We start from the raw sequence: 247 nt of genomic DNA on the forward strand, positions 1-247 counted from the left end.
GCCTGCACATGGCATTCCGCAAGCATTCGACTTAAGGGACAGCGAAGCACTGTTATCGAAACTATTGCCGCACCGGCACTCTCTGCCGTACTGAACACCAGCGAGCTGGAATCCACGAGCTCCACAATACTGAAGACATGTCTCGATGGTCATCGAGTTGCTAGCTGTCGAGGCACCAGTCAAAGCCCTGCCTGGCACTTCCTTGATACAAGTAGCATCGGTGGCGATCGTGGTGTCGTCGTCATCT

Annotated in this window: 1 protein-coding gene; it reads right to left on the reverse strand. The window is 54.3% G+C overall.

The window, feature by feature from the left end; all coding sequences use genetic code 11:
- Window positions 1-198: WSC domain-containing protein (locus ACEN88_RS35970; RefSeq protein ID WP_413347163.1), on the reverse strand; the 198-nt coding region annotated here is incomplete at its 3' end.
- Between the last annotated feature and the right edge of the window lie 49 nt (window positions 199-247).

Origin of the sequence: Massilia sp. CT11-108, from assembly GCF_047302915.1 — a bacterium.
GTDB lineage: Bacteria > Pseudomonadota > Gammaproteobacteria > Burkholderiales > Burkholderiaceae_D > Telluria > Telluria orientalis.